This is a genomic window from Streptomyces sp. NPDC054975 (assembly GCF_053609105.1).
In genome coordinates this window covers 36,550-59,982 of sequence record NZ_JBSGWV010000038.1, presented here as the reverse complement: position 1 = coordinate 59,982, position 23,433 = coordinate 36,550, and the positions used below count along the sequence as shown (strand labels likewise).

General features: G+C 71.3%; 20 protein-coding genes. 16 read left to right on the top strand and 4 right to left on the bottom strand.

Annotated features, from left to right (window positions below; genetic code table 11):
- Positions 1–171 precede the first annotated feature (171 nt).
- A complete protein-coding gene (locus ACWF79_RS26515) occupies positions 172–1,212 on the top strand; it encodes a multicopper oxidase domain-containing protein (RefSeq protein ID WP_453730662.1) in 1,041 nt (346 codons plus the stop codon).
- Here the strand turns inward: ACWF79_RS26515 and ACWF79_RS26510 are convergent.
- Positions 1,206–1,496: a YkvA family protein gene (locus ACWF79_RS26510; RefSeq protein ID WP_453730658.1), complete on the bottom strand. Its 291-nt coding sequence runs from the start codon at positions 1,494–1,496 to the stop codon at positions 1,206–1,208. The genes ACWF79_RS26515 and ACWF79_RS26510 overlap by 7 nt on opposite strands.
- Positions 1,497–1,513: 17 nt before the next feature.
- The gene (locus ACWF79_RS26505; protein WP_453730657.1) at positions 1,514–4,054 is read right to left on the bottom strand and encodes a protein kinase domain-containing protein; all 2,541 of its coding nucleotides are present in this window, start codon (positions 4,052–4,054) and stop codon (positions 1,514–1,516) included.
- A gap of 250 nt (positions 4,055–4,304) precedes the next feature.
- On the opposite strand from ACWF79_RS26505, the gene ACWF79_RS26500 reads away from it, so the two are divergent.
- The 11 genes from ACWF79_RS26500 to ACWF79_RS26450 all read left to right on the top strand — a co-directional run bounded on the left by ACWF79_RS26500 (position 4,305) and on the right by ACWF79_RS26450 (position 17,273).
- On the top strand, positions 4,305–5,417 hold the full coding sequence (locus ACWF79_RS26500) for an ABC transporter substrate-binding protein (protein WP_453730656.1): 1,113 nt from the start codon (positions 4,305–4,307) through the stop codon (positions 5,415–5,417).
- A gap of 75 nt (positions 5,418–5,492) precedes the next feature.
- On the top strand, positions 5,493–6,758 hold the full coding sequence (locus tag ACWF79_RS26495) for an NAD(P)/FAD-dependent oxidoreductase (protein ID WP_453730655.1): 1,266 nt from the start codon (positions 5,493–5,495) through the stop codon (positions 6,756–6,758).
- 329 nt (positions 6,759–7,087) lie between these two features.
- Positions 7,088–8,512, top strand: a complete 1,425-nt coding sequence (locus tag ACWF79_RS26490; RefSeq protein WP_453730654.1) for a nucleobase:cation symporter-2 family protein — start codon at positions 7,088–7,090, stop codon at positions 8,510–8,512.
- 61 nt (positions 8,513–8,573) lie between these two features.
- Positions 8,574–9,278: a transcriptional regulator gene (locus ACWF79_RS26485; RefSeq protein ID WP_453730653.1), complete on the top strand. Its 705-nt coding sequence runs from the start codon at positions 8,574–8,576 to the stop codon at positions 9,276–9,278.
- Positions 9,279–9,375: 97 nt separating this feature from the next.
- Entirely contained in the window at positions 9,376–10,812 is a 1,437-nt protein-coding gene (locus ACWF79_RS26480) for an amidase (RefSeq protein ID WP_453730652.1), read from the top strand.
- An 827-nt stretch (positions 10,813–11,639) separates the two neighbouring features.
- Positions 11,640–12,554, top strand: a complete 915-nt coding sequence (locus ACWF79_RS26475; RefSeq protein ID WP_453730651.1) for a hypothetical protein — start codon at positions 11,640–11,642, stop codon at positions 12,552–12,554.
- Positions 12,555–13,115: 561 nt separating this feature from the next.
- A complete protein-coding gene (locus ACWF79_RS26470) occupies positions 13,116–14,444 on the top strand; it encodes a sensor histidine kinase (RefSeq protein WP_453730650.1) in 1,329 nt (442 codons plus the stop codon).
- 1 nt (position 14,445) lies between these two features.
- Positions 14,446–14,853, top strand: coding sequence for a roadblock/LC7 domain-containing protein (locus ACWF79_RS26465; RefSeq protein ID WP_453730649.1), 408 nt, complete (start codon positions 14,446–14,448; stop codon positions 14,851–14,853).
- A complete protein-coding gene (locus tag ACWF79_RS26460; protein ID WP_453730648.1) occupies positions 14,850–15,206 on the top strand; it encodes a DUF742 domain-containing protein in 357 nt (118 codons plus the stop codon). Before ACWF79_RS26465 ends, ACWF79_RS26460 begins: the two co-directional genes overlap by 4 nt.
- A complete protein-coding gene (locus ACWF79_RS26455; RefSeq protein WP_453730647.1) occupies positions 15,187–15,813 on the top strand; it encodes a GTP-binding protein in 627 nt (208 codons plus the stop codon). Before ACWF79_RS26460 ends, ACWF79_RS26455 begins: the two co-directional genes overlap by 20 nt.
- Entirely contained in the window at positions 15,810–17,273 is a 1,464-nt protein-coding gene (locus ACWF79_RS26450) for a cytochrome P450 (protein ID WP_453730646.1), read from the top strand. The genes ACWF79_RS26455 and ACWF79_RS26450 overlap by 4 nt, the downstream gene beginning before the upstream one ends.
- A gap of 56 nt (positions 17,274–17,329) precedes the next feature.
- On the opposite strand, the gene ACWF79_RS26445 is transcribed toward ACWF79_RS26450, so the two are convergent.
- Entirely contained in the window at positions 17,330–18,361 is a 1,032-nt protein-coding gene (locus ACWF79_RS26445; protein WP_453730645.1) for a terpene synthase family protein, read from the bottom strand.
- 406 nt (positions 18,362–18,767) lie between these two features.
- Here ACWF79_RS26445 and ACWF79_RS26440 point away from each other — a divergent pair, with 406 nt between their 5' ends.
- From ACWF79_RS26440 to ACWF79_RS26425, 4 genes are all read left to right on the top strand, one after another.
- On the top strand, positions 18,768–19,415 hold the full coding sequence (locus ACWF79_RS26440) for an alpha-ketoglutarate-dependent dioxygenase AlkB (protein ID WP_453730644.1): 648 nt from the start codon (positions 18,768–18,770) through the stop codon (positions 19,413–19,415).
- Between the two features lie 181 nt (positions 19,416–19,596).
- Positions 19,597–20,787, top strand: a complete 1,191-nt coding sequence (locus tag ACWF79_RS26435) for an NAD(P)/FAD-dependent oxidoreductase (RefSeq protein WP_453730643.1) — start codon at positions 19,597–19,599, stop codon at positions 20,785–20,787.
- Positions 20,788–20,796: 9 nt separating this feature from the next.
- Positions 20,797–21,735 (top strand): sigma-70 family RNA polymerase sigma factor, encoded by a 939-nt coding sequence (locus ACWF79_RS26430; RefSeq protein WP_453730642.1) that lies wholly within the window; start codon positions 20,797–20,799, stop codon positions 21,733–21,735.
- Positions 21,736–21,790: 55 nt separating this feature from the next.
- Positions 21,791–22,528 carry an SOS response-associated peptidase gene (locus ACWF79_RS26425; RefSeq protein WP_453730641.1) on the top strand — a complete coding sequence of 246 codons (738 nt, stop codon included), beginning with the start codon at positions 21,791–21,793 and terminating at the stop codon, positions 22,526–22,528.
- Between the two features lie 94 nt (positions 22,529–22,622).
- Here ACWF79_RS26425 and xdhC read toward each other — a convergent pair whose 3' ends face one another.
- Complete coding sequence (xdhC, locus tag ACWF79_RS26420; RefSeq protein WP_453730640.1) at positions 22,623–23,432, bottom strand: xanthine dehydrogenase accessory protein XdhC; 810 nt, start codon at positions 23,430–23,432, stop codon at positions 22,623–22,625.
- Position 23,433 lies beyond the last annotated feature (1 nt).

Here is a 23,433-nt window from a genome sequence, read left to right as displayed (position 1 = left end):
CAACAACAGCCGTTGAAGCTAGACCTCTTTGCACGGTTCGCCAAGGGCTATGACCGCAACCGGACCGACTTTGTCCTGGATGTGGATAAACAACAGCCGTCCCGCTACCGTGTGGGCCGTCCCCAGGGGCTCCGCACCCGTCAATCTCCACCGAAGACCGGAGAGTTCGACATGGACAGACGCAGCTTCAACCGTCGCCTGCTCGCGGGCGGAGCCGTCGCCGCGACCGGCGTGACATCGTTGTCTCTTCCCTCCGCCTCAAGTGCCGCATCCGGCACGGCCGTCACGGCCGCCACTGTGAGAACTGCCCCTGCGGGCGGGCAGATACGCCATCTCAAGCTGTACGCGGAGAAGTTGGCCGACGGGCGAATGGCGTACGGCTCGGAGAAGGGCAAGGCGACCGTGCCTGGCCCGCTGATCGAGCTCAACGAGGGGGACACCCTCCACATCGAGTTCGAGAACCTGATGGACGTCCCCGTGAGCCTCCACCCGCACGGCGTCGACTACGACATCGACAACGACGGTACGAGGATGAGCGGCAGCCACGTCGAACCGGGCGCCACCCGCACGTACACCTGGCGTACCCATGCCCCCGGCCGCCGCCCTGACGGCACCTGGCGTCCCGGCAGTGCCGGGTACTGGCACTACCACGACCATGTCGTGGGCACGGACCATGGCACCGGAGGCATCCGCAAGGGCCTGTACGGCGCCTTGGTGGTGCGCCGCAAGGGCGACATCCTCCCGGACAAGCAGTTCACCATCGTCTTCAACGACATGACGATCAACAACCGGCCCGCCGCCGATCCGCCCAACTTCCTCGCCACGGTGGGTGACCGGGTGGAGATCGTCATGATCACGCACGGCGAGTACTACCACACGTTCCACATGCACGGTCACCGCTGGGCCGACAACCGGACCGGCCTCCTGGCCGGCCCGGAGGACGTCAGCCGGGTCGTCGACAACAAGATCACCGGGCCCGCGGACTCGTTCGGGTTCCAGATCATCGCGGGGGAGCACGTCGGGGCGGGTGCCTGGATGTACCACTGCCACGTCCAGAGCCACTCCGACATGGGCATGGCCGGCCTCTTCCTGGTGGCCAAGCCGGACGGAACGGTCCCGGGCCACGGGGACCACGGGGCCCACAAGGCGGCGGATCCGGCGGACGGGGAGCAACCGGCGGCGGGGGACTCCCGCGGTGCCCACCGTCACTGACGTGGCGGCAGGCCCGGCCCGCTCCTGGCGGCCGCCGAGTGCAGCGCTCGAAGGGCCACCAGGAGCACGCCGATGTCGTCCAGGTAGACCGGGTCCGGGATCAGGTCGATCGGTGAGACCGTGTAGACCACCGCCGCCCAGAACAAGGCCTTGGACTGCAGGGGAACGCCGGCGTCCACCAGCACCCGGCGAGCCTGGAAGACGCGTACGAGCAGAACGGCCGCGAGCCCGGCCACGACGAGCAGGAGAACCGCGGCCACGATGAGCCAGAGGGTGCTGTCCATGCTGCTCTTCTACCCCGTCACGTGGGGGAGACCGGCTCGGGTTCGACGGCGGACCAGCCCTTGGCGGTCGGTGTGAAGACCACGCCGCCCACCACCAGGAAGCCGGACGGGCCGTCGGGCTTCGCGCGGACGCCGCCCGGGACGGTGAAGCGGCCGGTCTGCCGGCGGGAGGCCAGGTCGATCACCACCCCCGAGGTCCGGCACCGCACGTACGCGAGCCCGTCGGTCACCACCACCGCGTTCGCCGCCTTCGGGCGCTCCGGGTCGGCACACTCCGGCGCCAGCGGAACCCGCCACACGGCTCCGCCGGACTGCTGGTCCAGCTCCATGAAGGCCGGTTCGCCCCCCGGCTCGGTCGCCGTCACGTACAGCCTGTCCCCGGCCGCGGCCGGGGCCGACAGCGTCGTCCCGCCATGGGGGATGTCCATGGTCCGCCGCCTCCCCGGATCTCCGCGCAACACACCCCTGCCGTCCTCCTTGTCGCAGAGGAAGACCGTCGCGTCGGACTCTTCCTGGGCCAGCGTCAGCCCGTGGTCCACGCACCTTCCGGGCATCGCGAACCGGGTGCCGTCCTGGGCGGTCCCGAACGGCAGCTTCTCCCCGGTGGCACCGTCGAGGGCGGTCACGAAGCTCGGGGACCCCGTGTCGGCGTTCGCCGACCGCCCCTGTACGTACACCCGGTCGGCGGCCACCCGCAGCGCCGGGTACGCGTCCCCGGCCCCGGACACCGTCTGCTGCCACAGGACCTTGCCGTACCGGGTCTCCAGTGCGGTGACCGTGCCGGACGCGCCGACCGCGAACACCCGGCTGCCGTCCGCGTCGAGGACCGGCCGCCGCAGCTTCTCCTTCGTGCGCGACTCCCACCGGGGGGCGCCGTCGGCGAGGTCGACCGCGGTGAACCCGTCACTGCCGAGCACGATCACGGTGTGGGTCCCGGCGACCGCTCCGGGGGCCACCAACGGGCCTTGCCCGTCCACGACATCCTCCAGCAGCTGGCCCCACAGCGGCTCGCCGGTCGCCGCGTCGAACCGGCTGAGCACGTCGCCCGAACGGTCGGGGCCGGGCGCCGTACACACCAGCGAGGAGTCCGCGTACACGCAGGACCCCATGTCCTCCGTGACGCTCCAGGCCCGCCAGCGGGCCGGGCGCCGGGAGGGCGCGTCCGCGTAGGCACCGTTGCCGGCCGGGCTGCCGCCGTCCATGGCCACGTACGGGGCGAGCGTTCCGGTGAGGGGCGGCCGGGAGGGCGTACGCCCGCCGGGGGCCTTGGTGGGGGGACCGGCGGACGCACCGGGGGCCTTCGCGTCGTCCCGGGGGCCGTCGGGCCCCGCGAGCCACAGGTAGGTCCCGCCGCCGGCCAGCAGCGAAGCCACGAGCGCCCCGGCGAGCAGCGAGCGCCGCAGGGACCGCCGCCGCGGGGCGGCCACGTCCCCGACCGGCCCGGTCGGCGGCCCGGACTCCTGGAACCCGGTCGAGCGCTCGGACCCCTTCCGGGGCGCGGCGGCTGCTCCTGCCGTGCCACCAGCGGCGGTGCCCCCGCCGTTCGCGGCCGAACCTGCCGGGCCGGCCGTCGAGTTCGCCGCGGCTGGATCACTGTCGGTCTCGGACTCGACCGTACGGAGCTGTGCGGAACCATCCGAGCCGCCCCGCGAGCCGGTCTCGTCGTCGACGCCGCGACCGGTGTCCCCGCCACGACCCTCGTCCGGCTCCTCGCTCCGCTCTCCGCCCTCGCGCAGCGGTGTCTCCCAGTCGGCTTCCGGGATCTTCACCAGCGCGGCCAGCAGCTCGTCCGGCCCCGGCCGGGCGGCCTCCTCCTTGGCCAGGCACGTTTCGACCACGGCCCGCAGCGAATCGGTCAGCGCCCCGATGTCCGGTGGATCCGACACCACGCGGTAGGCCGTCATGTAGTGCGAGTCCGCGTCGAAGGGCCCCCGTCCGGTCGCCGCGAACACCAGCACCGACCCTAGCGAGAACACGTCCGACGACGCCCGGACCCGTGCCGGAGTCGACAGTTGCTCCGGCGACATGTACGGCGGCGTTCCCAGGATCTGCCCGGTCGACGTCAGCGTCTGCTGCCCGGCCGCCCGTGAGATCCCGAAGTCGATGACCCGCGGCCCGTCGTCCGTCAACAGGACGTTGTCCGGCTTCAGATCGCGGTGGATCACCCCGGTGTTGTGCAGCTCGCGCAGCGCCTCCACCAGTCCCAACGCCAGGACCCGCAGCGCGGCCCCGCGCAGTGGCCCGTCGGCCTTCACCCGCGCGCCCAACGTCTGCCCCGGCACCAGCTCGGTGGCCATCCAGGGCCGCTCGGCGTCGGGGTCGGCATCCACCACCGCGGCGGTGAAGGCCCCACTCACCCGCCGGGCGGCCACCACTTCCTGCCGGAACCGGGTGCGGAACTCCGGGTCGTCGGCGAACTGCTGATGCACCAGCTTCACGGCCACGAGCCGCCCTGAAGCGGCCCGCCCGGAGTACACCGTCCCCATCCCGCCGGACCCCAGCCGGGCGATCAGGACATACCCGCCGATCGCCCGCGGATCCCCCTCCCGCAGTGTCATGTCCGCCCCGCCCACCCGTGTACGTCTCGTCCGGGGCACCCTATCCGGGACCTGACAAACCGTAGACGCGTCGGTCGGCGGATCCACGGACGGACACGGCCGCGGGCCCGTCGCCCGTACCGGGAGATGTCCACCCGGAACATTGCCTGTTGCCGCATGCTCCGTTCGGCTGAGAGGCTGCCGGTTCGCCAGGCGGTCCGGCTTCGTCCGGGCGCGCCACGACCGCCTTGTCCCAGAGGAGACGCACCCGATGTCCACGCCACCCTCGCCGTCCGCAGCGGAGCACACGGACGGGGCACCCGTCCTCCTGGGCGCCCTCGTCCCGCTGACACGGCCTGGCTGGGTGGAGGCGGGACGGCATCTGCTCGCAGGGCTCGACCTGGCGGTCCATGAGATCAACAACACCGGCGGGATCGACGGCAGACCGCTGGAGTTGCTGGTCCGGGACACCGCGGCCGATCCGGAGCGGGCCGCGGCGGCCGTGGACGAACTGGCCGGCCTGGGCGTGGCCGCCGTCGTGGGGGAGTACCACAGCGTCGTCGCCCGCGCCGCCGCCGCACGGGCCGACGCCCTCGGCGTACTGTTCCTCTGCTCGTCCGCGGTGCTCGACGAGCTCACCGAGGAGCCGACGGACTGGGTGGCGCGCCTGCCCCCGGCCCAGTCGCGCGGCTGGCGGATCTACGCGGACTTCCTCCTGGGCGCGGGCCGGCACCGGATCGCCGTGGCGACCCAGCCGAGCGTCTACTGGGCGTCGGGGACCCGCATTCTGCGGAACCACCTCGCTTCCCGGGGCGGCACGGTCGTCGAGCTCGACGCGAACGCGCTCACCCCGAAGGCCCTGTGCGACGCGCTCGTCGAGCACGACGCGACGGCGCTCCTCCTGCTGGTCGGTCATCCGGAACCGGCGGTGCCCATCGTCAGGGCCGTCCGGGGCGACCGGCGGCTCGCGGACCTCCTGATCGGCGCCCCCGCCGGACAGCCGGAGTTCGCCGAATGGGCCGCGACCCTGGGCGAGGGCGGCGCCGGGATCCCCTTCCTGCGCTACCTGCCCGAACGCCTCGGTCCCCTCGGCGAACGCGTGGGCAAGGAACTCGGCGACCGGCTCGGCGAAGCGCCCTCCTTCGTCGCCTTCGAGGGCTGGGACGCCGTCACCGTCCTCGCCGAGGTGCTGCGTTCCTCCGGCCCGGACCGGGCGGCCATCGCGCGGTCATGGCCGCACGTGACGGTCGAGGGCACCCGGGGGCCGATCCGGTTCTCCCGCACGCCGGGCATCAGCGTGTGGCAATGGGCGTGGGCGCCCATCGGCGTCGTCGATCGGGACCCCTCGGAGCCCGACCGCTTCCGGATCCTCCACACCGGCTGAGAGAGCACCCCACCTCTCTTCCGCCACTCCGCACCGCAGCACTCCTCCGCACGGCCCCGAAGGGAGCGATCGGCAATGAGCAGTCCTGAGAGCGCGGGACACGACTACGACGTCGTCATCGGCGGAGCCAGTCTCGCCGGCAGTGCCGCGGCGACCTTGCTCGCTCGACGCGGTGTCCGCGTCGCCCTGCTGGAGCGACGCTCGGACCCTGCGGCGTACAAGGTGCTGTGCACCCACTCCATCACGGCCAACGCCTACCCGGTGCTGGACGAACTGGGCCTCGTCCCCGCTCTCGAGAAGGCGGGGGCCCCGCGCAACGACGCCCGCTGGTACACCCGTTGGGGATGGATCGAACCGAAGGCCGCGCCTGCGGGCCCCGAGCTCCCGTACGGGTACAACGTCCGGCGCAGCACGCTCGACCCGCTGATCAGGTCGCACGCGGCCGAGACCTCGGGCGTCGAACTGCTCCTCGGCCACAAGGTGACCGGACTGCTCCAGGAAGCCGGGCGGACCGTCGGGGTGCGCGTGTCGACACCGCGGGGTGAGCGTGAGATCCGGGCCCGCCTCGTGGTGGGCGCCGACGGCAAGGACTCGGCCGTGGCGAAGTACGCCGGTGTGCCCGCTCGCGTGCACGAGAACGCGCGGTTCGCCTATCTCGCGCACTTCCGCGGCCTTCCGCTGCACGGCGGGATCGGCCAGACATGGTTCCTCGAACCGGACATGGCGTACGCGTTTCCGAACGACGACGGGGTGACGGTCCTCGCGGTGGTTCCGGACAAGAAGCGGCTGCCGGCCTTCCGGGAAGACCCGGAGGGCAGCTTCCTCGCGTTCGTCCGCGCGTTGCCCGAGGCACCGCCCATCGACTCCGCCCAGCGCATCTCGAAGATCATCGGCCTGGTCGACCACCCGCTGCGGAGCCGCAGGCCGATCGCACCGGGCGTCGCGCTCATCGGTGACGCCGCCCTGACCGGCGATCCCCTGTGGGGCGTGGGGTGCGGGTGGGCTCTGGAGTCCGCGCAATGGCTGACGGAGGCGGTCGCCGCGGCCGCCGCCGGTCAGGGCGACCTCGACAGGTCGCTCGCGGCGTACGCACGCAGACACCGTCGCCGCCTGAGCGGTCACCAGTACCTGGCGGCGGACTTCGCCACGGCGCGTCCGTTCAACCCCATGGAACGGCTGATGTTCTCGGCGGCGGCGCGCGATGCGTCGCTCGCGCGGCACATGCACCTCTTCGCGTCCCGCCTGATCGGGCCGCTCCGCTTCCTCAACCCTGTGGCCGTGGCCAAGGCCTCGGCGGTCACCCTCCTGCACGCGCGAGGTGCGGCAGGGAGAGTGGCGTAGGGGTTCGTTGTGGCCCGCAACGAAATCCGCAACTAAGACGGCTCACGACCATCGATTCAATAGTTACCGAAGGGTTTTGCTTAAAAAAGCATGGCTCTTTGTCTTGCGTGGCGCCCTGCCCGTCCGTAAGTATCTGTGTTCGGCCCGGGCCTTCTCGCCCTGGGCACCCTCATGCCTCCATGTCTGGACGCCTGGCCGCGCACCGGCAACCCCGTGCCGCCAGCCGGTGAACCGCCTGATCCGCGCGGCCGCCCGGACGACCGTCGAGGTTCCCTGCGCGACCCGCGTCGCGCCCCTTCTCATTCACCTACCCTCAAGGCAAGGCAGAGATGGCACCACTGGCCTCGCGCCGACGACCCCGCACCACCGCGCACCCGGTGGACGAGGTCCTCCCGTATCCCACCCTCGCGCTCTACGGATTCCAGCACGTCCTGGCGTTCTACGCCGGTGCCGTGCTCGTACCGGTGATCCTCGGCAACAGCCTCGGGCTCTCGCGGCAGGAGCTCGTCTACCTCATCAACGCCGACCTGGTCACGGCGGGCATCGCCACCATCATCCAGGCGTGGGGCTTCTGGCGGATCGGAGCCCGGCTGCCGCTCGTCCAGGGCGCGACCTTCACGGCCGTCTCGCCCATGATCGCCATCGGTCAGGGAGCGGGCGGTGGCACCGCCGGGCTGCTGGTCGTCTACGGCGCCGTGATCACCGGTGGTCTCGCGGCCTTCCTCTTCGCCCCGTTCGCCGGGCGCCTGACCGCGTACTTCCCCCCGATCGTCACCGGCACCCTCCTCACGGTCATCGGTATCGTCCTCATCCCGGTGGCGCTCCAGGACGTCGGCGGCGGTTCGGCACTGCTCGGCGGGCCCGGCTTCGGAGACCCCGTCCACCTGGCGTACGCGGGCGGGACGCTCCTGTTCATCCTGCTGGTGGTCCGGTTCGGCGGCCCGTTCCTGCGCAGCATCGCCGTCCTGCTCGGACTGGTCGGCGGAACCGCCGTCGCCTGGCTGCTCGGCGACGCCGACCTCGGGGCGGTGGACGAGGCCGCCTGGCTCGGCGTCAGCACACCCTTCCACTACGGAATGCCGCACTTCTCGATCTTCCCCATGCTGGCGATGGTCGTCGTCATGCTCATCACCGTGGTGGAGACCACCGGAGACGTGTACGCCATGGGCGAGATCACCGGCCGGAAGGTCGACGGTGACACGGTCAGCCGTGCGCTGCGGGCCGACGGCGTCGCCACCGTGCTCGGCGGCGTGCTCAACTCCTTCCCGTACGTGGCGTTCGCCGAGAACATCGGACTGGTCCGGATCTCCCGCGTCACCAGCCGGTTCGTCGTGGTCGCGGCCGGTGTCTTCATGATTCTTCTCGGCCTGGTGCCGAAGGCCGGCGCGGTCGTCGCCTCCGTGCCGCATCCCGTGCTCGGCGCGGCGGCCGTCGTGATGTTCGGCATGGTCGCCACCGTCGGCATCCAGATCCTCGGCAAGGTCGACCTGAGGGAGGAACGCAACTCCATCATCCTGGCCGCCAGTCTCGGTGCCGCGATGCTCCCGACCGCCGTCGCACCGTTCTTCGAGCGCATGCCGACGGAGGTACGGGCCGTCCTCGGCAGCGGCATCACCCTGGGTACGTTGACGGCGGTCCTGCTGAACCTGTTCTTCCACGTGTTCGAGCGGCGCCGCGCACGCGAGGCGATCGACTGGGACGGTCTGGCCGCGTACGACGACGGGGCAGGCCCTCAGACCGCCACGGCCCGCTGACCCCGTTTCCGCTCCGCGGAGCCCACGGCTCCGCGGAGCCACCCACCGAGGTGATCCGCACGTGTCCCACCCCCCGTTCTCTCCCGCCCAGGCCCGGGCCGCCCGTCTCCGCATCGGCCTGACCCCGCAACAGGTCGTGGCATCCATGGCCCAGTTGGGGGTGCGCCGCCTGGTGCAGACCGTCCTGTCCTGGGAGTCGGGGGCGGTGGCGCCTTCGGAGACCGAACTCTTCGCGCTGGCGGACGCCCTGTGGTGCCCCGTACCGGAGCTCATGGGCCTGCAGCCTCGGTCTCTGCGTGAGTATCGCCTGGCCAGGCACTTCAGCGCGGAGCGGCTGGCCCAGCGCATCGGCATGGACCCACACTCCTACGCCCGCGCCGAGAACGACCACACCTGGAGCGGAACCGACCGGCAGACCCTGTTCCTCGCCGACGCCCTCGGTCTCGAACCGGCCGAACTGCTGCGCGTCATCGGTCAGGCGAGTGAACTCGACGGCCTGCTCCGGCAGGCCGTCGAAGGCCGCTGGAAACAACACATCACGCCGCTCGCGCGGCTCGCCGGCGCGCCCGAACGCAGAGTGGCGCAGGCGCTGCGCACGCTGCACCAGGAGTACGCCCACTTCAACGAGCGCTACATGGGCCACCTCGTCGCCCGCAGCGACCACGCACGGCTGAAGGAGATCGCAGCGGAACGCGCCGAGTGGCTGCGCGCCCTGCCGGACCGTTTCCTCCACCTCGCCGGCGTGGAGTCCATGCCCGAGCTCTGAGCGGTGCGAACGAGCCCCGAACGATGAACCCCTCGCGTGTTACCAACCGGTAGGCCATGATGGCGGAACAACCAACCACGCGGGGGCTGAGGCAGCGGTGACGACGTTCGAAGAGCGGACCAGGGTGCACGCCTTCCGGGACGACGCCCTGGGGGATCACGACGCCGTCGGTCTCGCCGCGGCGCTCCGGCGCGGCGACGTCGGTGCCGCCGAGGTCGCGAGGGACGCGGCCGAGCGGGTCCGGGCGGTCGAGGAACGGCTCCACGCGGTCCAGTCCTACGCCGACGACCGGGCCGACACGGACTTCCCGGCGGCGGCCGTCACCCGCACGGGCGGTGTCTTCGCCGGGGTACCGACCTTCGTCAAGGACAACACCGACTACCTGGGACTGCCCACCGGTCATGGCAGCGCGGCCTTCACCCCGAAGGCGGCGCGGCGGCACGCGCCGTTCGCCCGGCAGTTCCTGAGCAGCGGCGTCACGGTGCTGGGCAAGACCCGGCTGCCCGAGTTCGGGTTCAGCCCGACCACGGAGTACGACGGCGCCGAGCCCGTGTGCAACCCGTGGAACACGGGGTACTCGGCGGGCGGTTCGTCGGGTGGCAGCGCGGCGCTCGTCGCCGCCGGCGCGGTGCCGATCGCCCACGCCAACGACGGCGGTGGCTCGATCCGTATCCCCGCCGCCTGCTGTGGACTCGTCGGACTCAAGCCGACCCGCGGTCGGGTCCTGGCGAACGCCCAGAGTCGTCAACTGCCGCTGGACATCGTCTCCGACGGCATCGTGAGCCGTTCCGTGCGGGACTCCGCCGCCTTCCTCGCCGCCGCCGAGACGTACTGGCGCAACCCCAAGCTGCCGCCGGTGGGGCGGGTCGAGGGCCCCTCGGAGCGGCGGCTGCGCATCGGCTTCCTGCTGGACTCGCCGAACGGTGTCCGCTCCGACCCCGTCACCCGGTCGGCCGTCACGCAGACCGTGGCGACGCTCGAACGGCTGGGTCACACCGTGGAGCCGGTGGAGATCGCGATCGACCCCCGCTTCACCGACGACTTCCTCACCTACTGGGGTCTGCTGTCGTTCCTCATCGGCGCCACGGGCCGGACCCTGGGCGCCGACTTCGACCGGCACCGCATGGACGGCCTCAGCCGCGGGCTACGGGAGACCTACCTCCAGCAATGGCGGCGCACTCCGGGCGTGCTGCGCAGGCTCAAGCGGACGAGGGAGGCGTACGCGGCGGCGTTCCGAGGGATCGACCTCATCCTTTCCCCGGTGCTCGCCCACACCACGCCGCCGATCGGTCACCTCGGGCCCACCGTTCCGTACCCGACGCTGATCGACCGGATCCTCGCGTACGTCGCGTTCACGCCCGTCGACAACGTGGTCGGGACCCCGTCGATCTCGGTGCCCGCCCCGTGCGCGACCGAGGACGGGCTGCCCGTCGGCGTCATGCTGTCCGGCCGCCCCGGCAGCGAGCGGACGCTGCTGGAGGCCGCGTTCGCGCTGGAGGCCGAGCACCCTTTCCGGCGTATCCAGGGCTCGTGACATCGCGGCATGACGTGGTGGGCATCGACCGAGGCGTGACATGACGCCCTCGGGCATTGGGGAGCCGTCCTTTCGGGCGGGCAGGACGTAGTTTTCACTCCCTCGGATCAGCAGGGCCGTTCCCGGATGGCGCAGCGTCACAACCTGCGCCCTAGTTGTCATCAAGTGAGTGCTTTCTGGCGTTCACGAGTCAGCCACGGTGGACGCCTACCGGATGTTCCACGAACGGAGCCCGCGACATGATCCCCGACCCCCTCCACAGCAATCGGGCCGAAGACGACCGGGAACGGAACGCCGGGCCCGCTCTCGCCCCCTCCCCTGAATCCGCCGTCCCCGTCCTGTATCCGGCTCCGCCCCCGCACCCCCCGTTGCCCCCTGCCCCCGTGGAGCCCCCGCCGGCCGCGGTAGCCCCTGCCCCCGCGGAAGCCCCTGCCCCCGCACCGGCCCCTGCCCTCGCGGAGCCCTCGCCCTCCGCGGAGGCGCCTGCTCGCGCGGAAGCCCCTGCTCCCGCGGAGCCCTCGCCGCCCGTACTGACCCCTGCACGCGCGGAGCGCCCGACCCTCTCGGAGGCGCCGACCCCGGCGGAGCCCTCGCCCCCCGCGAAGCACCCTGCCCCCGCGGAGCCCATGCCCTCCGCGGAGCCCATGCCCTCCGCGGAGGCCCCCGCTTCGGCAGAGGCCCCCGCTCCCGCAGAGGACGCCGCTCCGGCAGAGGCCCCCGCTCCCGAAGAGGCCGCCGCTCCGGCAGAGGCCCCCGCTTCGGCAGAGGCCCCCGCTTCGGCAGAGGCCCCCGCTCCCGAAGAGGCCGCCGCTCCCGAAGTGGCGCCGGTGGCCGCCTCGGAGGAGGTACCGGACACGTCCGAGACCGGCGACGAGGCGATAAACACCCTCCTGTCGACGGCAGCGACCGAACGCCCGGTGGAGGAGGTCGCGTCGCTGGTCGCGCGCCTCCAGGAGACCGGAGAGGTCTCCAGCCCCGCGGACGTGGCGCTGCGCGCAGCCGCCGTCTCCCGCCCCCTGGACGAAGTGCGGCAGCTCCTCGCCCTGCTCAAGGCATCGGGGTACGAACTCCACCAGGCCGAGACCACGCTGCGTGCCGCGGCCGTGGGACGGCCGATCGAGGACGTGGTGGCGCTCGTCAGCATCCTCGGAACCGACAGCAGCGACTGGCAGCCCACCGGCGCGGAGATCAAGGAGCGCAAGGCCAGGCGCGACCAGGAGGACAGGGCGAAGGCCGGCAAGGACGCTGCCGCCGCTTCCCAGAAGCGGCCGCGAGACTCCGCGCAGTGGCCGGGTGCCGCCCTGGACGGCGCGCTGGCCTCGGGTCCCGGCAGCCACACCGCCCCCTCGGGCCTGCGGTCGGCTCTCCGCTGGCCGGCGGCGGTCGCCCTGCTCGCCTGCGGACTCGTCCACGTGCCCCTGGACCTCGCGGAACTGCGCGCCGGCGGCCAGGCGGAGGTGCTGTCCGTGGTCGTCACCGTGCTGTGCCTGCTGTGCGGCGTATGGCTCGCGGTGGCGGACACCATGATCGCCTGGGCCGCCGCCACGGGGCTCGCGGTCGGCGTCATCGTGCTCCACGCCCTGGAGAGCGCCGGCATGGTCGATCTACAGAACAGCGGGCTCGCCTTCACGTACACCTGGGCGAAGGCGGCAGCCTTGCTGAGCGCCGTGGCCGTGGTCGCGCTGACCGGCGCGAACCTGGTGCGCTACGCGAAGACAGCCGGCGCGTCGGACGCCGCCTGACGCGTCGAGACGAATGTGCTGGAAGGCGTCCCTGGACGCCTTCCAGCACATCGTCGTTTCACGCGCGGTTCGTCAAGGGGCGACCTCACACCGGGAACGGCTTTCCATCCGGACACGCGAGCGAGGAGCGCCAGAATCTGATCGGTTCATTCCATATTCGGCGCGGCGATTCGTCGTTTTGTGGGCCTGGAATGACCGGTGGAGGCTGTCCTTTCGGCAATGTCACATGGCGAACCCGAACTGACTATGCTCCCCGATGTGTTGCGCTGCGCTCACAGCGAGTCATGGACGCTGTAGTGCGCCCCTCGTCGGAGCACGCGTCCATGCCCGAATGAAGCCCGTCGTTCCATTCGGTGCATCGCATCACCTCAGTCCGCTCATTTCAGACTGTATGGGGACCCCCTGATGGTTCGTGCAGGTGTGATTTCCAGACCCCGGCCAAAAGTAGTCGGCCGGGTATGGCTGCTCCCGCCAGGAGTTCTGGCCGGAGCCTCCGTAATAGCGCTGCTCCTTTCCCCTGCACAGATACGGACACCGCTCGCCTGGTGTGGCCTCGTCGCGGTGGTCCTGACGGTCATCACCTCCGCCGCGGCGGCGCGCGGGCTGCTGGCTGCGGAGACGGCCCGGCACGCGCGGGCGCGGGCCGAGGCGGACGAGTACCACGCGGAACGCGAGGCGGCGCTGATCTCGCGCCTGGCCGATCAGCGAGCCACCACCGTCTGGCTCGCCGAAGAGCTCCTTCCCGCGGCCGTCGCCCGACTGCACAGGGGCGATCCCTCCTCGGAGGTCATGCAGGCCGTCAGCTTCGGGGAACACCTCGACCCCGAGTTCACCGACGCCCTCAAGGGCGCCCTGCGGACGCTCCTGGAAGCCGTGGAGGCCGAGGAGAACACAAGGGACGCCTCCCAGCGGGCACTTGTGGCGGTCGCGCGCCGAGTCCAGGCGATCGTGCATCAGCTCGCCAAGGACCTCCACACCATGCAGATCATCCACGGTACGGATGTCGTGGTCTCCCGCGGCCTGCAGGACGTCGACCATCGCAACGCGCTGATCGGCCGCCTGGCGGCCAGCATCGCGGTCCTGGGCGACGCGCGGCCCGGCCGCCAGTGGTCAAAGGCGATTCCGCTCTACGACGTCCTGCGCGGAGCGATGTCACGCATCGTGGACTACCCCCGGGTGAAGCTGCAGGCGGTGACCGAAGTGGCGGTGGTCGGCCCGGGAGCCGAGCCGCTGATCCATCTGCTCGCCGAACTGCTCGACAACGCCACGACGTTCTCGCCGCCGCACACCCCCGTGGAGGTGACCGCGAGCGAGGTGCCCTCCGGCATCGCGATCGAGATCGAGGACCGTGGCGTCGGCCTCACCGAAGAGGTCCGGCAGCACGTCGAACGCGTCATGGCCCAAGCGGCGTCGGGCATCCACCTGGCGGGCCTGGGCGAGGTGACACAGCTCGGTCTGCCCGTCGTCAGCAGGCTGGCCCGCGAGCACGGCTGCGAGGTCCACCTGCGCACCTCCGCCTACGGAGGCGTACGGGCCGTCGTGCTCGTTCCCAGGAACCTGATCACCACCGTGCCCCAGCACGTCGTGCGGGCCCAGGAGCCCGCCCGCAGGCGTGTGGGCGGCCCCATCCTGCCCCAGCGGACGGCGGCGCACGAAGCGGCCGCGGACTCCGGCGAGGTCAGGAAGACCGCCAACGGACTTCCGCAACGGCGACGGGAGTCGCCCGTACCCAAGCCGGTCGTCCTGGCGGCCCCCACGACCCCCGCCGCTCCGGCCGCCTCCGGAACATCCCGCCAGCCGGGCCTGATGTGGGAGGCGTTCAACGGCGACAAGAGAGCGGTCGCCGAACCTTCCACTCCCCACAACGAGCCTTCAGATGAGGTTGAGTAACATGCAGCCACTGCCCAACATGGACTGGATGCTCAAGGAGCTCGTGGGCGGCGTCCCGTACGTGCGACACGTGGTCGTCCTGTCCGCGGACGGACTGTGCATCGGGCAGGCGAACACGGCGCCGGACACCGCCGACGCGATCGCCGCCGCCTGCTCCGGTATCCAGAGCCTGGCGAAGGCCATCGCGCAGATGTTCCCGCACGGGGACAGCTCGACGCGGATGGTCGGGATCGAGGCCGACGGCGGGTACTTCTCCATGATGGCGGCCGGCCCCGGGGCCTATCTGGCGGTGCTGGCCGACCACGAGGTGGACGCCGGCCTCCTGGGCGACCGTATGCGGACGCTCGTGGTCAGGATCGGCCAGCACATGACCAGCCCGCCTCGTGAGGACGTCGGGCAGGCGATGTGACATCAGAGAACCAAGGCCCTTGGGATGAAGGCAATCCGGTTCCGCTCTATGTCATCACCGGGGGCCCGGGCTCCGCGGCCAAGAAGTTCAATCTGGTCACCCTCATCGCGGCGAGGTCCGAACCCGAACCCGCGATGCAGCCCGAGCAGGCAGCCATCCTCACCCTCTGCACGTACCCGCTGTCGGTGGCCGAGGTGTCGGCCTACCTCAGCCTTCCGTTCAGCGTCGTCACCGTGCTGCTGTCGAAACTCGTCGACGAGGAGCGGGTGGAGGCCATCGCACCCGTTCCTGTGGCGGAATACCCCGAACGCGGCCTGCTGGAGGCGGTGATCCATGGACTACGCAAGCTCTGAAGCACCGGCCGTCGGCCGGCCACGCGACCTCGACGTGCTGCTGCCGCACAGCGCCAGGGGAGTCAAGGTCGTGATCGTCGGCGGCTTCGGCGTCGGCAAGACGACCATGGTCGGGTCGGTGAGCGAGATCCCGCCGCTGACCACCGAAGAGACCATGACCCAGGCAGGCGTCGGGATCGACCACAACCCCGGCGCCCAAGGCAAGAAGACCACGACCGTCGCGATGGACTTCGGTCGGATCAGCATCAACCAGGAGCTGATCCTCTACCTGTTCGGGACCCCGGGACAGGAGCGCTTCTGGTTCCTGTGGAACGGCATCTTCGAAGGCGCGCTCGGCGCCGTCGTCCTCGTCGACACCCGCAGGATCGAGGTCTCCTTCGAGGTCATCACCCGCCTCGAAGACCGCCGCGTCCCGTTCGTCGTCGCCGTCAACGCCTTCCCGGAAGCCCCGCAGTACCCCGTACCCGATCTGCGTGCCGCTCTGGCCCTCAGCGAATCCGTCCCCATCGTCACCTGCGACGCACGTGACCGGGCGTCCTGCCGCGACGCCCTGCTCTCGCTGATGGTCTACCTCTGCACCCTCGCCGCCGACCAGGAGACCGCATGACCGTGCCACCAACCGAACACGCCACCGCGAAGCCCGGGGCGATCCCGCCCCCGGGCTGCCCGGCCCACACCGGCCACGCCGACAGCACGGGCCCCGGCGGAGCTACCAGGCTCTACGGCCCCGTCGCCGAGACGGACCCCATGGGCCTGTACGAGGAGTTGCGCGCCACCCACGGTCCGGTGGCTCCCGTTCTCCTCGACGGTGACGTACGCGCCTGGCTCGTCCTCGGGTACCTCGAGAACCGCGACGTGGCGAGCCGCCCGACCCAGTTCTCCCGTGACCCCCGTGTCTGGCACGGCTGGACGAGCGGGGAGATCGACCCCGCCACCTCCCCGCTCGTGCCGATGATCGGCTGGCGTCCCGACTGTGTCTGCGCCGACGGCGAGGAACATCAGCGCCTGCGTGGTGCGGTCACGGCGGGCCTCGCCCAGTTCGACCATCGAGGGGTCCGCCGTCACATCACCCGCTTCGCCCACCAGTTGATCGACACGTTCTGCGAGAGCGGCGAGGTGGAGCTGGTGGGGCAGTTCACCGAGCACCTGCCCATGCTCACGCTCACCCACCTGCTCGGGATGTCGGACGAGTCCGGCCCCAAGCTCGTGCACGCGGCCCGTGACCTCTTCAAGGCCACCGAGACATCGCTCGCCAGCAACGCCTATGTGCTGGAGTGTCTCGAACAACTCGTGATCACCAAGCGGGCGCAACCGGGGCACGACATCGCCTCCGCGCTGATGGCCCACCCCGCCAACCTCACGGACGAGGAGGTGAAGCACCACCTCCGCCTCATCCTGCTCGCGGGCTACGAGACGACCGCCAACCTCATGTCCAACGTCCTGCGCATGGTCGTCACCGACCCCCGGTTCCGCGGTTCGCTCGCGGGAGGCCAGATGACCTTGCCCGAGGCCGTCGAGCAGGTCCTCTGGGACGAGCCGCCGCTGATGGTGTGCCCCGGCCGCTGGGCCAAGAGTGACACCGTCGTCGGTGGACAGCAGATCAAGGCGGGCGACATGCTGCTGCTCGGCCTGGCCGCCGGAAACGTCGACAAGGCGATCCGCTCGGATCCCTCGGCCCCCGTGCACCACAACCGCGCACACCTGTCCTTCAGCGCCGGGACGCACGAATGCCCCGGCCAGGACATCGGCCGCATCATCGCCGACACCGGCATCGACATCCTGCTCACGCGTCTCCCCGACATCGCCCTGGCGGTCCCGGAGGAGAGCCTCACCTGGCGTTCCTCCACCTGGGCCCGGCATCTGACGGCCCTGCCCGTGAGCTTCGCCGCCCGCTCCCCCCAGGCGCACGACGCCCCCGCCCCGCTGCCGGCCCCGCCCGCCCGGAGCGACGGGACGCTGTCAGCGCCCCCGGGTCAGGCACCCGCCCCCGCCCCCGAGCCGGAGCGCCGGCCCGAACCCCGTACCTCGTGGTGGACACGCGTCGGGCGTCTTCTGCGCAGGCGGTAGACGCCGGTCCGGCCCGGCAGTCGCGTACCCCGCGAAGCCGGGCCGGACCGCAGCGGTCAACCCGAAAGCGAGGACTCCGCCGAGGTGTAGCGGGGCGCTCCGGTGTACCAGGCATGGAGGCCGGAGAGGAAGCCGCACGCCCCCTGGAGCCACCGTTCCAACTCGGCTCGCTCGTGGTGGTTCAGCGCGGAACGCCGGACGAGCTGGGGCAACTCCCTCTGCCTGAGGCGCTCGAAGTCGCGCAGGCGGGCGTTCACCAGATGCAGAGCAGCGGGAACGGCGTCATGGAGGCTGATTCCGAGGGACGTACCGACGACCAGGACGAGGTTGTTGACGTCGTGCTCCTCGTGAACTTCCCTTTCGTACGAGGCGACGTCGTTGGCCAGCCCCATGAAGTCCATGAAGGCGTCGAGCAGTGCGCGCACGGTCCGGCTGTGCCGAATCCTCTCAGGTATGCGTGCGCCGGTGGCCAACTCGACGGAGTACGGGGCGGTATGGGCCGCGAAGCTCTCCCGCCGGAAGGGGGCGTAGTCGATCAGATGGGGAACGCGGCCGCCGAGGCTGTTGGCCAGTTCCTCGACCCCCGCGTCGATGTATTTCGCCAGAGCCCGGTTGAACTCCTGTCGCCAGTGCGCCAGTTTCGGGGGGAAGAGGCTCTGTTGCAGATCGGCCATTCCCCTCTCCACGGCATTCGTCGGCTCCGGTGTCCGGGCGCCGCGCTCCGGCCGCAGGAAGGCGTGCAGCCGTGCGGTGAAGACCTGCGCGCCGTGGAGGTCACCGGTCTGCTTGAAGGTGGAGGCGAAGTAGTCGTCCCACGCCAGGGCCCAGATGTTGAACCGGTGGTTGAGGCGGAGGTCGGCGAGCGAGGCGTCGGGAAGGGTCCAGGCGGTCAACTGGTCCACGGTCATGGCGTGGAACGCGGACCGCGTCCAGATCGCGGGGCGGGCCGACGGCCCTTCGTAGCCGTCCAGCATGCCCATTTCACGCGCCCAGGACTCGCTCTCCTCGTGCAGGGAGGACAGTGACGGATTCACTCGCAGCGGATAGGGCATCCATAACTGGGGACGTTCGAGGGCGCGCACTGTCATGGGGACCGACCTCCTTCTCCTCCGGCCCGCAGCGGCGTGCGGACCCCACCAGGCGGGCGGCCTGCCTCCAGGAGGCGGTCCGCCCTGTCGTTCTCGCCTTGACTCCGGGACTCGGGCAGGCCGTCGAAGGGCCTGCCCGAGGGATTGCGATGCGCTGTGCGTGCTCCGGGATGTGCTGACGGCCACCACTGCCGCGAAGTCGGCCGGTGCCCGCCTTGCGGTTCTCCAAACCTGCCCATCACGGACGATCGGCAACCCCTGGACCTAGGACAGGCGATCAGAACAGGAGCATGTGCCGAAGGGAACGATCTCCGCGGAGGCGCCTTCCGCAAGCCTGCGGACGCGAACCGGCTCCGTTCGCTCATAGACTCGCTCGTATGTTCGGTTATTGGTTTACGCTGGGGCCATGAGCACCGCACGAACCGCCCTGCCCGGACTCCAGGGCTCGCTGTTCGACCAGGGCGACGAAATCCGGTTCGGCCCCCTGGACGGCCTCCGGCGGACGGCCCTGGACGGGGGCGCCTGGATCGACCACCTCCCGGGCTGGCTGCACGGCGCCGACGCGCTCTTCGAGGAGCTGGCCGGATGCGTGCCCTGGCGGGCCGAGGAGCGCCCGATGTACGACAACGTGGTCGCCGTGCCCCGGCTCCTGGCCCATTACGGCGAGGGCGTACGCCTCCCGCACCCCGCCCTCACCGAGGCCCGGGAGACCCTCAGCTCCCACTACGTCTCCGAGCTCGGCGAACCCTTCGTCACCGCCGGCCTCTGTCTCTACCGCGACGGCCGCGACAGCGTTGCCTGGCACGGCGATCGCACCGGCCGCTCCGCCACCCATGACACGTTGGTCGCCATCCTGTCGCTGGGCGACCCCCGCGACCTCGTCTTCCGTCCCCGCTCCGGCGGCCCGACGGTCCTCCGGCTCCCGGTCGGCCACGGGGACCTGGTCGTGATGGGCGGCTCCTGCCAGCGGACGTGGGAGCACGCCGTGCCCAAGACGAGCCGCGCTGTCGGGCCCCGCATCAGCGTCCAGTTCCGCGCCCGCGGAGTCCGCTGAGACACGGCGCGCTGACCATGAGGCAGGTCCGCGCGGGCGTGCGCGGACCCCGGGTCGAGCAGCGCCTCCCGGAGCTTCGGCCGTGCGTCGTAGCTCCGTGACCGGCGTCACATACCGCTCCTGTCAGCAATCGGGGCGCCCTCTCGTCAGAGGGGCAACCGAACGAGACAGGAGCAACGTCATGAAGCACCGCATCGTCGTCCTGGGCGCCGGATATGCCGGGGCCTTCGCCGCTGGGAACCTGGCCCGCCGGCTTTCCCCCGCCGACACCGAGATCACGGTCGTCAACGCCGGGCCCGACTTCGTCGAGCGGATGCGGCTCCATCAGCTCGCGATCGGCCAGGACCTCGCGGGCCGCAAGCTCGCCGACGTCTTCGCGGGCACCGGGGTGCGGTTGCGTGTTGCGCGCGTGACCGGCGTCGACCCCGAGCGCAGGACCGTCGCGCTGACCGGTGAGGACGGTGAAGGTGAGCTCGCGTACGACACGCTTCTCTACGCGCTCGGCAGCTCGGTGGCCGACCACGGTGTCCCCGGCGTGGCGGAGTACGCCTTCGACGTGACCGGCTGGTCCTCGGCGCTGCGTCTGCGGGACCGCCTGGCCGGTCTGGGCGCCGGCGGCACGGTGTTGGTCGTCGGTGAGGGGCTGACCGGCATCGAGACCGCCACCGAGTTCGCCGAGTCCCGGCCCGACCTCGATGTCACGCTCGCGGCACGCGGCGAGCTGGGCGCCTGGCTGTCCCCGAAGGCCCGTCGTCACCTGCGCCGCGCCTTCGACCGGCTCGGCATCACCGTCCACGAGCACACCGCCGTCGCCGCCGTCGAGCCGGGACGGGCGATCGCCGCCGACGGCAGGCCCATCCCGGCCGACGTGACCGTGTGGTCGGCCGGGTTCGCGGTGCACCCGATCGCGGCCGCCAGTGGCCTGGAGGTCGCCGAGACCGGTCGGATCGTCGTGGACGGCACCATGCGCTCGGTCTCGCACCCGGACGTCTACGCCGCCGGTGACTGCGCGTACGCGATCGGCGAGAACGGCCGGCCGCTGCCGATGTCCTGTGCCTCGGCCGGCCTCACGAACATGCAGGCGACCGCCGCGATCATCGCGCGCCTGACGGGCAGCGAGGTCCCGGCGACCGGGCTGAAGTACTACGGCAACCACATCAGCCTCGGGCGTCGGGACGCCATCTTCCAGATGGTGGACGGGCAGGCCCGGTCGAAGTCCTGGTACCTGGGCGGCCGGACGGCCGCGCGGTTGAAGTCGGGCGTGCTGAAGGGAGCGGCGTGGGGCATCGCCCATCCGACCTTCGGCATGCCGAAGCGCAGGCAGCGCCTGAGCACCGCGCCCACCACGGCCGGTGTCGGGGTCACCGCATAGGGTGGCCGCATGGACAGCGCAGCCATCGAACGCTTCGAGGCCGGCCGGGGCCGGCTGGCCTCGCTCGCGTACCGTCTGCTCGGCTCGGCCGCCGACGCCGAGGACGCCGTGCAGGACACGTTTCTGCGCTGGCAGGCCGCGGACCGCGAGCGGGTCGAGGTGCCGGAGGCCTGGCTGACCAAGGTCGTCACCAACCTCTGCCTCGACCGGCTCCGCTCGGCGCAGGCGCGCCACGAGCGAGCGGCCGGTGACTGGCTGCCCGAGCCGCTCCTCGAAGGCGATCCGATGCTCGGCCCGGCCGACACCTTCGAGCAGCGCGAATCGGTGTCCTTGGCCGTACTGACCCTCATGGAGCGGCTCTCGCCCGTCGAGCGGGCCGTCTACGTCCTGCGGGAGGCCTTCTCGTACAGCCACGCCGAGATCGCCGGGATCCTCGGAATCACCGAGTCCGCGAGCCAGCAGCATGTCCATCGAGCCCGGACGCGGGTCGGCGCCGAGCGCCGCCGCGGCGGCGAGACCGACCCCGTGTCCGCGCGCCGGGTCGTCGAGGAGTTCCTCGCCGCCGCCACGTCAGGACGCACCGAACGGCTGGTGGCACTCCTCACGGAGGACGTGACGTTGGTCTCGGACGGCGCCGGCCTGGCCAAGCGGCTGCTGCGGTTCACGACGCGCGAGCGGGTCGCCTCCTTCGTACGGGCCGGCTTCAAGCCCACCCCGGCGAAGCGGCGGCTGGCCGGCGGCACGCCCGCGATGCACATCGCGCTGGTCAACGGCTCCCCGGCCGTCCTCGCCGTGGTCGACGGCCGGGTCGCGGGCGCCGTGACGTTCGAAGTCAGCGACGGCAAGGTCGCGTCCCTGCGCGGCATCGCCGCCGCCGACCGGCTCACGCGCCTCAACGAGGCCTGGCAGCAGAGGGAACCCGACGCGCCGGTCATCGCCGCGTGGTGACCGGCGCGGCCGCATACGCACCCCCAGCCCGCGGGCGTCATGGCACAGTGGCTGTATGTGCGGCCGCTACGCCTCCACCCGCAGTCCTCAGGATCTGACCCGGCTCTTCCAGGTCACCGACTGGCGCCCCGACGAAGCACTGGCGCCCAGCTGGAACGTCGCGCCGACCGACGAGGTCTACGCGGTACTCGAACGCACCGCGCGGGACGACGACCGGGACGCGGTGCGCCGTGAACTGCGGGCGCTCAAGTGGGGCCTGGTGCCGTCCTGGGCGAAGGACCCGAAGTCCGGCGCCCGGATGATCAACGCCCGGGTGGAGACGGTGCACGAGAAGCCCGCCTACCGGCGTGCCTTCGCCAAGCGCCGCTGCCTGCTGCCCGCCGACGGCTTCTACGAATGGGAGCAGGTGAAGGACGAGACGACGGGCAAGCCCCGCAAGCAGCCGTACTTCATCGAAGCGGGCGACGGTCAGGTGATGGCCATGGCGGGGCTGTACGAGTACTGGCGCAACCCCGACGTCACGAGCGACGGCGATCCCGATGCCTGGCTGATGACCTGCACGATCATCACCACCGAGGCCACGGACGCGGCCGGCCGCGTACACCCCCGCATGCCGCTCGCCCTCCATCCGGACCACTACGACGTCTGGCTCGACCCCCACCACCAGAACACCGAAGACCTCCGCGTCCTGCTCACTCAGCCCGCCGACGGCCACCTCAACGCCCGGCCCGTCTCGACGGCCGTGAACAACGTCCGCAACAACGGCCCCCACCTCCTCGACGAAGCCGCCTGACCTCCTCTCCAACTTGACGCGCCGGTGATCCGCCCCAACGCCGCTGCGCGGTCGCGAGCACCGAACGCGGCACCCCTGACCAACGGCGGGAGCGTCAGTTCCCCTCGGTCTCGAAGGTGCGCAGCAGATCGGCGGCGACGCTCACGGCAATCGTCGCGGGTTCCTTGCCGGTGATGTCGGCCAGTCCGATCGGGGTCTTGATCCGATCGATGGTGGCCTCGTCGTGCCCTCCCTCGGTGGCCAGGACCTTGCGGAACCGCGCCCACTTGGCAGCCGACCCGATCAGGCCGACGGAGCCGAGACGGGTGGTGCGCAAGGCGGCGTCGCACAGAGCGGCGTCCTCGGCGTGATCGTGGGTCATGATCAGGACGTGGGCGCCGCGCGGCAACTCGGCCAACACCTCCTCGGGCAGCAGCGGCGTGTGATGCACGTGCACCTGCGCCACCGCGTCCGCCAGCACGTCCAGTCGCTCCTCGGTGAGGATGTCGGACCGGGTGTCGACCAGATGGAGGTCGAGGTCCTGACGCGCAAGGATGCGCGCCAGTTCGAGGCCGACATGACCGACGCCGAAGATCGCCACCGCCCGTGCCACCGGCAGCGGTTCGAGCAGCACCGAGACCGTGCCGCCGCAGCACTGCACGCCATGCCGGCCCGTCACCTTGTCGTTCAGGGCGAAATCGAGCAGCTCCGGCTCCGGCTTGGACGCGTCGATCATCTCCCGGGCCCGATCGATCGAAACGGCCTCGACATTGCCGCCACCGATCGAGCCCCACGTCTCGTTCCGTCCCACGACGAGTTTCGCACCGGCGTCGCGCGGGGCATGGCCGCGCACGGTCGCGACGGTCACCAGCACGCCGGACTCCCGGCGTGCGCGCAACCGCGCGACCGCGGCGAACCACGTCATG

Excerpts from the sequence above, each read along its gene's own strand:
- ACWF79_RS26515 (WP_453730662.1), top strand. The coding sequence starts at position 172 with ATGGACAGACGCAGCTTCAACCGTCGCCTGCTCGCGGGCGGAGCCGTC.
- ACWF79_RS26510 (WP_453730658.1), bottom strand. The coding sequence starts at position 1,496 with ATGGACAGCACCCTCTGGCTCATCGTGGCCGCGGTTCTCCTGCTCGTC.
- ACWF79_RS26505 (WP_453730657.1), bottom strand. The coding sequence starts at position 4,054 with ATGACACTGCGGGAGGGGGATCCGCGGGCGATCGGCGGGTATGTCCTG.
- ACWF79_RS26500 (WP_453730656.1), top strand. The coding sequence starts at position 4,305 with ATGTCCACGCCACCCTCGCCGTCCGCAGCGGAGCACACGGACGGGGCA.
- ACWF79_RS26495 (WP_453730655.1), top strand. The coding sequence starts at position 5,493 with ATGAGCAGTCCTGAGAGCGCGGGACACGACTACGACGTCGTCATCGGC.
- ACWF79_RS26490 (WP_453730654.1), top strand. The coding sequence starts at position 7,088 with ATGGCACCACTGGCCTCGCGCCGACGACCCCGCACCACCGCGCACCCG.
- ACWF79_RS26465 (WP_453730649.1), top strand. The coding sequence starts at position 14,446 with ATGCAGCCACTGCCCAACATGGACTGGATGCTCAAGGAGCTCGTGGGC.
- ACWF79_RS26455 (WP_453730647.1), top strand. The coding sequence starts at position 15,187 with ATGGACTACGCAAGCTCTGAAGCACCGGCCGTCGGCCGGCCACGCGAC.
- ACWF79_RS26450 (WP_453730646.1), top strand. The coding sequence starts at position 15,810 with ATGACCGTGCCACCAACCGAACACGCCACCGCGAAGCCCGGGGCGATC.
- ACWF79_RS26445 (WP_453730645.1), bottom strand. The coding sequence starts at position 18,361 with ATGACAGTGCGCGCCCTCGAACGTCCCCAGTTATGGATGCCCTATCCG.
- ACWF79_RS26440 (WP_453730644.1), top strand. The coding sequence starts at position 18,768 with ATGAGCACCGCACGAACCGCCCTGCCCGGACTCCAGGGCTCGCTGTTC.
- ACWF79_RS26435 (WP_453730643.1), top strand. The coding sequence starts at position 19,597 with ATGAAGCACCGCATCGTCGTCCTGGGCGCCGGATATGCCGGGGCCTTC.
- ACWF79_RS26430 (WP_453730642.1), top strand. The coding sequence starts at position 20,797 with ATGGACAGCGCAGCCATCGAACGCTTCGAGGCCGGCCGGGGCCGGCTG.
- ACWF79_RS26425 (WP_453730641.1), top strand. The coding sequence starts at position 21,791 with ATGTGCGGCCGCTACGCCTCCACCCGCAGTCCTCAGGATCTGACCCGG.
- xdhC (WP_453730640.1), bottom strand. The coding sequence starts at position 23,432 with ATGACGTGGTTCGCCGCGGTCGCGCGGTTGCGCGCACGCCGGGAGTCC.